We start from the raw sequence: 8352 nt of genomic DNA on the forward strand, positions 1-8352 counted from the left end.
TTTGGGAGAACACCTTAAAGGAGGTGCGTCAAGAAATGGGATTGCGCTCCTTTCGCCTGCGACAGGGGGGCGCCTTGCGACGTGTTCTCGGTGTTGCATTGGCTGTCGGAGGAGTCACCATTTTCCTGTACATGGCACCTCCGTGGGTTTGGTATAGCCTGTTATCGGTGGCGCTCATGGGGGCCGGCTTGTTTCTGTATCGTGGGAAGTAATTTCGGTGAGGAGGGGTAACATGCGGTTTTACACCATCAAGTTGCCGAAGTTCCTGGGTGGCATGATTCGCGCCGTCATAGAGGCATTCAACAAGAAAAAATGACGGCGTGGCACGGGCCTCCTCAAGGATGCAAGGTCAAAGAAATGCAAAAAAGCACCTCAAGGGTGCTTTTTTTCGCGTAGCATGAAACACTATACGCGAGTTACGAGTCCGGATTTCAGTGCTCGGGTACTTACATAAACGCGCTTCGGTTTTCCATTTACAAGAATGCGCACTTTTTGTACGTTAACACCCCAGGTGCGGCGAGTTGCGCGCATGGAGTGGGAGCGAGCGTTTCCAGCTTTAGCAGATTTACCAGTTACAAAGCAGCGACGTGCCATTACGATCCACCTCCCTTGTTGCATCTAAACGGGATTTCCTTCGATGGGAAATACAAATACTCGATAATAGTAGCATATGACTGCTGTCAATTGCAATACTTGACATGAGGATTTGTCCGCTTGTTCCGCAATGACAATCTACCAATCGACAAAAACGCTTCATTTCTCCCATATGTTAGTGTAGAATTGGGGGAAGCATAGTTAGGCGAACCGATGACGGCCAAGCCGTTGAAAAAGGAGGAGTCCTTGCATGACAGTGGAATTGAGCACCCCTCTCGGAAAAATCGACGTTACGGAAGATGTTGTCGCACGAATTGCTGGGGGCGCGGCCATGGAAGTTTTTGGCCTGGTAGGAATGGCATCCCGAAAAGCGTTAAAAGATGGAATCGCGGAGCTGTTGAAAAAGGACAACCTGAGTAAAGGTGTCGTAGTCCACAATCAAAATGGCGAAGTGACCTTGGACATGCATATCATCGTCAGCTATGGCGTGAAGATTTCTGAAGTGGCTGGCAACGTACAGCGCCGTGTTCGATACACGTTGGAACAAACGGTTGGAATTGATGTCTCTGCCGTCAATATTTTCGTACAGGGAGTTCGCACAGACAGAGATACGTAAGGAGGAACGTAAGTGGTACATACGCGTCTGGATGGCGTGCAGTTTAGCAGGATGGTTTACTTGGGAGCGAGTTTTCTGTCCGGAAACGTCAAAGTGGTAGATGGATTGAATGTGTTCCCCGTACCGGATGGCGATACGGGGACCAATATGAATTTGACGCTCACCTCAGGCGTGGAGGAACTGTCGCGCAAAGAGTCCGCGAACATTTCGGATGCCGCCTCCGCCTTGGCAAAAGGCTTGCTGATGGGGGCCAGGGGGAACTCTGGGGTTATCTTGTCCCAGTTGTTCCGCGGCTTCAGCAAGACGGTCAGCGGGAAAGAGGAAATCAATGCCCGTCAGTTTGCGGACGCACTAAAAGCCGGTGTAGATTCTGCCTATCAAGCGGTGATGAAGCCGGTAGAAGGGACCATTTTGACAGTTGCGCGGGAAGCAGCAGACATGGCTGTCCGTACTGCCCGTACATCCGATGATGTGGTCCACGTCATGGAGAAAACATATGAACAGGCGCAAGAGACTTTATTGCGTACACCGGATATGCTGCCCGTCTTGAAAGAAGTCGGTGTGGTCGACTCCGGAGGACAAGGTCTGTTATACATATATGAAGGATTTTTGCGTGCCTTGCGCGGGGAGACGGCCAACGAGCTGAAGCAAGCCTCGCCGCAGCCCAAGGACCAGCTGCAACTCGACAAGCTGGTGCAAGAGCACCACAACGCGCAGGTTCATCTTAAAACAGAAGATATTCAATACGGGTACTGCACGGAGTTTATGGTATGGCTCTCCCATAGCACCGAGCCGAACAAGAAGCCGTTCTCTGAAGCCTTGTTCCGCGCACAATTGGACAAGATGGGAGATTCCTTGCTCGTCGTCTCGGACGATGATGTAGTAAAAGTACATATCCATGCCGAGCATCCGGGCAACGTCATGCAGTACGCCCAGCAGTTCGGCAGTCTTCACCGCATCAAGATCGAAAACATGCGGGAGCAGCACGCCAACATTTTGAAGGCAGAGGAGAGCAAAGAGCAGGATGCCGCTGCCGAAAGCGGGCAATTGGGAGCGCTTCCTTACGGCCTGATCGCAGTAGCCGCTGGCAAGGGGATTGCTGAAATCTACCGCAGCATGGGTGTTCATGTCGTGGTAGAAGGCGGACAGACAATGAATCCGAGCACGGAAGATTTCGTAAACGCGATCACAGGGCTAAATGCCGAGCATGTCATCATCCTGCCTAACAACAGCAATATCATCATGGCTGCCCAACAAGCATCGGAACTGGCAGAGGTGCCTGTCACCGTGATCCCGAGCAAAAGCATTCCCCAGGGCATGGCAGCGCTCGTGGCGTTCAATGCAGGCGCGGAGCCGATGGTGAACGCAGAGGCGATGAGCAAGGCGATTGCCCATGTCAAGACCGGTATGGTGACACATGCCGTGCGCGATACGCGAATGGGTGATGTGGAAATCAAAGAAGGCGACTACATTGGCATTGCTGAAAAGGAAATCGTCACATCAGGCGCGGATCTGATGGAGAGCGCACGGACGCTGTTGCTCAGCATGATCGATGAGGATGCAGAGATCGTCACGATCTTCCTCGGAGCTGATGCGACGCAGGATCAGGCGGCAGAGCTGGAAGAGGCCGTTTCAGACGCGTTCCCGGATGTGGAAGTCGAGATTCTTGACGGTGGTCAACCTCTTTATCCCTTTATCTATTCTGTAGAGTAATCGTGTGAGGAGATGCGCGTATGTCCATTGTGATTCTTACTGACAGTGCTTCCGATATCGAAGCATCTGTACGTCAATCATTGGGGATTGTAAGTGTTCCGCTGAAGGTCATGTTCGGATCAGAGACCTATCTGGACGGAGTCACCATTTCCTCAGGTGAGTTTTTTGACAAATTAAAGCAAAGCTCTGCACTGCCAACTACTTCGCAGCCTTCTCCGATCGAGTTTGCCGAAGCGTACAAGGGAATCGTGGAACAGCATGGAAAAGATGTACAGATTATTGTGATCATGCTGTCTGCCGCCCTTTCCGGCACGTATCAGTCTGCGATGATCGCCAAGACGATGATGGAAGACGAAGTGGATATCACAGTGATCGACTCGCGCAAAGCCTCGTTCGTCCATGGCATGATCTGTGTCGAGGCCGCCCGTGCGGCACAGGAAGGCAAAAACAAGCAGCAGATTCTCGACATGATCGACCGCTACCTGGATGAGGTGCAGGTGTACTTTATCGTCGATACCTTGGAATTCCTGCAAAAAGGCGGTCGAATCGGACGTGCTTCTGCCGTGATTGGGTCGCTTCTCAACATCAAGCCGATTTTGATGCTGGACCCTGCGGGCTACGTCAGCGCTTTTGACAAGGTTCGCGGGACGAAAAAAGCACTCAACCGTGTGCTGGAAACCCTGCAGGAATACGCCCAGGGGCAGCGGGTCAAGGTAGCCGTCCTGCATAGCAGCGTTCCTGAGCAGGCTGCAGAAATGCTGGAGCGCATCAAGCAGGAGTTCTCGGTCAGCGAATCCTATATTCAAGAAATTGGTCCTGTAATCGGTACCCATACCGGACCCGGTTTGCTGGGCTTCGTGATGGTGAAAGAGTAAGCTCAGGATTTTGGCGGATAGCCTCCCTCAGTCGAAGGGGGGCTTTTGCCTTCTTCAAGAGCCGGATGTTCAAACCTATGTAGCGCTTTCATATGCTGTACGATACAATGAGAATGAACGTGCCACCCCTTTGATAGCAGGAGGAGAAACGGTTGAAATACAAAAGCGTATTTGATATTATCGGCCCCATCATGGTAGGGCCCTCCAGTTCCCATACCGCAGGTGCGGCGCGGATCGGCAGAGTGGCTCGCAAGCTGTTGGGTCGTCAGCCGAAGCGGGCTGAAATTACCTTCTACGGCTCATTTGCCAAAACGTATCAGGGTCATGGCTCAGATGTAGCGACAGTCGCGGGAATTCTTGATTTTGACACTTTCGATTTGCGCTTGAAAGATTCTCTGACCATTGCGCAAAATGAAGGAATGGAAGTTATCCTGCAGACCTCAGATGTGCGGACAGAGCATCCCAACACAGCGAGAATCAGGCTGTCAGATGAGAAGGAGACGATTGAGATCGTCGGCGTATCCATTGGCGGCGGCAAGATCGAGGTGCTGGAGATCAATGGTTTCTCCTGTCAATTGGGATTCGACAGTCCGACCCTGCTGGTCTTGCATGAGGATCGTTTCGGAATGATTGCGGCGGTAGCCAAGGTGCTGACGCAGCAGCGGATCAACGTAGGACTGATGGAGGTCTCCCGCCACGACCGCGGTTCCCGCGCATTGATGGCACTGGAGACGGATGCGGTCGTATCGGAGCAGGTCATGGAGGAGATCCGCAACATTCCCCATATATTCGATGTTTCCCTGCTGGCGTTAGGCTAAGGGCCTGACAGGCGGGATAGAGGAGTGGTATCACATCATGTTTCGCAATGTGGCTGGATTGGTGGAGCTGGCAGAATCTCAGGGAAAGAAAATCTCCCAGGTGATGATTGAGGCGGAGATGGAAGTATCTCAACGCAGCCGGGATGAAATCATGGAGCAGATGTACAGAAATCTGGACATTATGGAAAAAGCGGTCCAGCGCGGGCTGACAGAGGATATCCGCTCTCATAGCGGATTGACAGGCGGGGACGCAAAAAAACTGCAGGAATATATGAAGACCAAGCCTTTCCTCTCGGGCCCGACGCTGTTGAATGCAGTCTCCATGTCTGTCGCGGTCAATGAAGTGAACGCAGCGATGGGGACCATCGTCGCGACGCCTACGGCAGGAGCGTGCGGCATCGTCCCCGGCACGTTGTTCGCGGTTTCCGAAAAATTGCAGCCGACGAGAGAAGAGATGGTGAACTATCTGTTTACCTCTGGCGCGATCGGGTATTGCATAGCCAATAATGCCTTTATCTCGGGAGCTGCCGGCGGTTGTCAGGCAGAGGTAGGCTCGGCGACAGCGATGGCAGCGGCTGCGATCGTGGAGATGGCGGGAGGCACGCCGGAGCAGTCTTCGCAGGCCGTGGCGATTGCGCTGAAAAACATGCTCGGTCTGGTCTGTGACCCCGTAGCCGGCCTCGTGGAAGTACCCTGTGTAAAACGAAATGCAATGGGAGCTGCGATTGCGACGGTCGCGGCAGATATGGCATTGGCCGGGATCAAGAGCGTCGTACCGACCGATGAGGTGATCGAAGCGATGTACCGAATCGGCTGCGAGATGCCGACTGCCTTGAAAGAGACGGCGCAGGGAGGACTCGCCGCGACACAGACCGGCAAACAAATCGAAGCCAAGATCTTTGGCGTCCGGTTGGATACCCCGTGAGCGGAATGTACGAGAAGTCCGTCTCCCTTTTGCACGGGGTAGGGGAAGAGCGGGCTAAGTCTTTGGCAGGGATGGGCATAGAGAGCATAGGTGATCTCTTGGAGTATTTTCCCTCCCGTTATGAGGATTACCGCGTTCGCGACTTGACCGAAATCAAGGACGGGGAGAGGGTTACGCTAGCCGGTACGGTCTACGGCGAACCCTCTGTTCGTTTTTACGGAAAAGGCAAATCGCGCATCAGCGTAAAGGTCGTGATGGACCGGGTCGTGGTGACGGCTGTCTGGTTCAACCAGACGTTCATAAAAAGCAGATTGGCGCCAGGCAAAGAGGTGCTTTTGACCGGAAAATGGGACAAGCACAAGCTGCAAATTACCGTGAGTGAAATGACCGAGGTCGATTCGGAGCGTGCCGCCAAGCGAGGGGAGCTGGCTCCTGTCTATCCGCTGCGCGGGGATGTGACACATGCCTTGCTGCGCAAGCTGATCCAGCAGGCATTGCGCCAGTACGGACGGGAGATACCGGAGATTCTGCCTGCGGAACTCGTCGAGCGCTATCGGCTGATGCCGCGTGCAGACGCCTTTCATTCCATCCACTTTCCGGAAGGCGCAGAGGACGGGCGGCAGGCTCGGCGGCGGATCATGTTTGAGGAGCTTTTTTTGTTCCAACTGAAAATGCAGACGCTGCGACGCATCAATCGGCAGCAGACGGAAGGCACGGCACTTGCGATTCCGATGGACGAGGTGCGCCAATTCGTCACCAGCCTGCCGTTCCCGCTGACGGACGCTCAGAAGCGCGTCGTCAAGGAAATCCTCGACGACATGCGGGCTCCCCACGCGATGAACCGCTTGCTGCAAGGGGATGTAGGCTCCGGGAAAACGGTGGTAGCGGCGATCGCCCTGATCGCGGCTGTGAAAGCAGGCTATCAAGGGGCGTTGATGGTGCCGACCGAGATCTTGGCTGAACAGCATCTGCAGTCGCTGACGGCTCTGCTGGCTCCCTATGGGGTAGAGGTGGCGTTGCTCTCCGGTTCCCTGACCGCGAAAAGACGGCGCGAGGTGATTGGCTCTTTGCAGATGGGGCTGGTCGATGTGGTAGTCGGCACGCATGCCTTGATCCAGGAGGATGTGTTTTTCTCCAAACTGGGTTTGGTCATCACGGATGAACAGCATCGCTTCGGAGTAGAACAGCGGCGGATTCTGCGCAGCAAGGGGCTTTCTCCTGACGTGCTGTTCATGACCGCGACGCCGATTCCGCGGACCTTGGCGATCACGGCTTTCGGCGATATGGACGTCTCGACAATCGACCAGATGCCTGCAGGCCGCAAGCCGATTGAGACAACCTGGAAGAAGCACGACCAATTCCCGGCTGTGCTGGAGGAGATGCGCGGCGAACTGCGCCGTGGCAGACAGGCATACGTCATCTGTCCATTGATCGAAGAGTCGGAAAAGCTGGACGTGCAAAACGCGATCGACGTCCATGCCCAGCTCTCTCAGGTGTTCCCGGAATTCGGTGTCGGCTTGATGCACGGACGGTTGCCGGCGAAGGAAAAGGATGCGGTCATGCAGGCGTTTTTGGCTGGCGAATATGCCGTGCTGGTCTCGACGACAGTGGTCGAGGTCGGGGTAAACGTGCCGAATGCGACCTATATGGTGGTCTACGATGCGGAGCGCTTTGGACTAGCCCAATTGCATCAGCTTCGAGGTCGGGTGGGACGCGGCTCGGAGCAATCCTATTGCGTGTTGATCGCCGACCCCAAATCGGAGATCGGCAAAGAGCGGATGCGCGTCATGTGCGAGACCACAGACGGTTTTGAATTGTCGCAGCGCGATCTGGAGCTGCGCGGCCCCGGTGATTTTTTTGGCACCAAGCAGAGCGGGCTGCCGGAGTTCAAGGTGGCGGATCTTTTGAGCGACTACAAGGCGCTGGAGGTGGCGAGGCAGGAGGCGGCCCATCTGGTGGCGGAGCGTTCCTTCTGGAGAGAGGATCGCTATGCTTGGCTGCGTGAGTACCTCAAGCGCGAGGGTGTATTGGACGGGATTGTTTTTGACTAGAGCGAGGCGAGGCAAGGCGCCCCTGTTTGCGGCTGGCAACGGCACAACAGGGGCGCTATTTGGTGACAAGAGACCGTTGGCTGTCTTTCTCTTTTTCAAGGAATTGTCTCCCTATTCCCTGATGCTGTATGATGGAGAGGAGAGGGGAAATTCATATTTTGATTGTGAAAATGAGGAGACAAAATTTCGTTTTACTGGAAGATTCAAAGCTCGGAGGTGCATGCTTCGAGCCTATGATCCGGGTTTATAAATCGGAACAAGCCCTTGATCATGACATTGCTCTTTTTTACAAGGGTTTAACAAAAGGACAACAAGCCGTGTTCATGTTCTACGCGCATTTTAATCACGCCAATAAATCACTGACAGAGTTATATTGGTGGAGTGCCTATTTCTTTGCGCAGCCAAGCATTTGGTCAGAAATCAAAGGCGGTTTGCGGTATTTCAAAGATGATGCCATGCTTTCATTTTTGGAAGACATGGAAGTTGTTCTTATCAAACATAAACATCCGAGGAGTTTAGCGGGATTCCATGTTACACGTGACGACCTCGATCGTAACCAAGAACTTCGCGAATCCATGACCACTCTCAACACCTCTTTTCGCAATATCGCTTCATTCACTCTTATTCGAATTGGTGCGCATATCCGCAGCAACCCAGACGAGTTTGTACGATTGGAGGATTAGATTGCGGCAGCCGCAGCAGGGCAGCCAGCGCATACAGAAGTTAGAAGTCTTCCTCGCATGAACTGCACCCCGTCAAG

Annotated in this window: 10 protein-coding genes; 9 read left to right on the plus strand and 1 reads right to left on the minus strand. The window is 53.8% G+C overall.

Translation table 11 applies throughout. The features are described 5' to 3' along the window. The first annotated feature begins 35 nt into the window (after nucleotides 1-35). Together EDM58_RS25665 and spoVM are read left to right on the plus strand one after the other, a co-directional pair. Nucleotides 36-212, plus strand: a complete 177-nt coding sequence (locus EDM58_RS25665) for a hypothetical protein (RefSeq protein WP_023557300.1) — start codon at nucleotides 36-38, stop codon at nucleotides 210-212. A gap of 20 nt (nucleotides 213-232) precedes the next feature. After that, the gene (spoVM, locus tag EDM58_RS10065; protein WP_023557299.1) at nucleotides 233-316 is read left to right on the plus strand and encodes a stage V sporulation protein SpoVM; all 84 of its coding nucleotides are present in this window, start codon (nucleotides 233-235) and stop codon (nucleotides 314-316) included. 89 nt (nucleotides 317-405) lie between these two features. Here spoVM and rpmB read toward each other — a convergent pair whose 3' ends face one another. After that, on the minus strand, nucleotides 406-594 hold the full coding sequence (gene rpmB / locus EDM58_RS10070) for a 50S ribosomal protein L28 (protein ID WP_005831020.1): 189 nt from the start codon (nucleotides 592-594) through the stop codon (nucleotides 406-408). A 250-nt stretch (nucleotides 595-844) separates the two neighbouring features. On the opposite strand from rpmB, the gene EDM58_RS10075 reads away from it, so the two are divergent. The 7 genes from EDM58_RS10075 to EDM58_RS10105 all read left to right on the plus strand — a co-directional run bounded on the left by EDM58_RS10075 (nucleotide 845) and on the right by EDM58_RS10105 (nucleotide 8275). Beyond that, on the plus strand, nucleotides 845-1210 hold the full coding sequence (locus tag EDM58_RS10075) for an Asp23/Gls24 family envelope stress response protein (RefSeq protein ID WP_122913236.1): 366 nt from the start codon (nucleotides 845-847) through the stop codon (nucleotides 1208-1210). A 12-nt stretch (nucleotides 1211-1222) separates the two neighbouring features. Then, nucleotides 1223-2923, plus strand: coding sequence for a DAK2 domain-containing protein (locus EDM58_RS10080; protein WP_122913237.1), 1701 nt, complete (start codon nucleotides 1223-1225; stop codon nucleotides 2921-2923). Between the two features lie 20 nt (nucleotides 2924-2943). Continuing rightward, a complete protein-coding gene (locus tag EDM58_RS10085; RefSeq protein WP_122913238.1) occupies nucleotides 2944-3798 on the plus strand; it encodes a DegV family protein in 855 nt (284 codons plus the stop codon). A gap of 152 nt (nucleotides 3799-3950) precedes the next feature. Beyond that, complete coding sequence (sdaAB, locus tag EDM58_RS10090; protein ID WP_122913239.1) at nucleotides 3951-4616, plus strand: L-serine ammonia-lyase, iron-sulfur-dependent subunit beta; 666 nt, start codon at nucleotides 3951-3953, stop codon at nucleotides 4614-4616. 37 nt (nucleotides 4617-4653) lie between these two features. Further along, on the plus strand, nucleotides 4654-5541 hold the full coding sequence (gene sdaAA / locus EDM58_RS10095) for an L-serine ammonia-lyase, iron-sulfur-dependent, subunit alpha (protein WP_122913240.1): 888 nt from the start codon (nucleotides 4654-4656) through the stop codon (nucleotides 5539-5541). Nucleotides 5542-5546: 5 nt separating this feature from the next. Continuing rightward, a complete protein-coding gene (recG, locus tag EDM58_RS10100) occupies nucleotides 5547-7592 on the plus strand; it encodes an ATP-dependent DNA helicase RecG (RefSeq protein WP_425455613.1) in 2046 nt (681 codons plus the stop codon). A 158-nt stretch (nucleotides 7593-7750) separates the two neighbouring features. Beyond that, the gene (locus tag EDM58_RS10105; RefSeq protein WP_148039314.1) at nucleotides 7751-8275 is read left to right on the plus strand and encodes a hypothetical protein; all 525 of its coding nucleotides are present in this window, start codon (nucleotides 7751-7753) and stop codon (nucleotides 8273-8275) included. Nucleotides 8276-8352 lie beyond the last annotated feature (77 nt).

The organism is Brevibacillus panacihumi, assembly GCF_003710985.1.
Taxonomy (GTDB): Bacteria; Bacillota; Bacilli; order Brevibacillales; family Brevibacillaceae; genus Brevibacillus; species Brevibacillus panacihumi.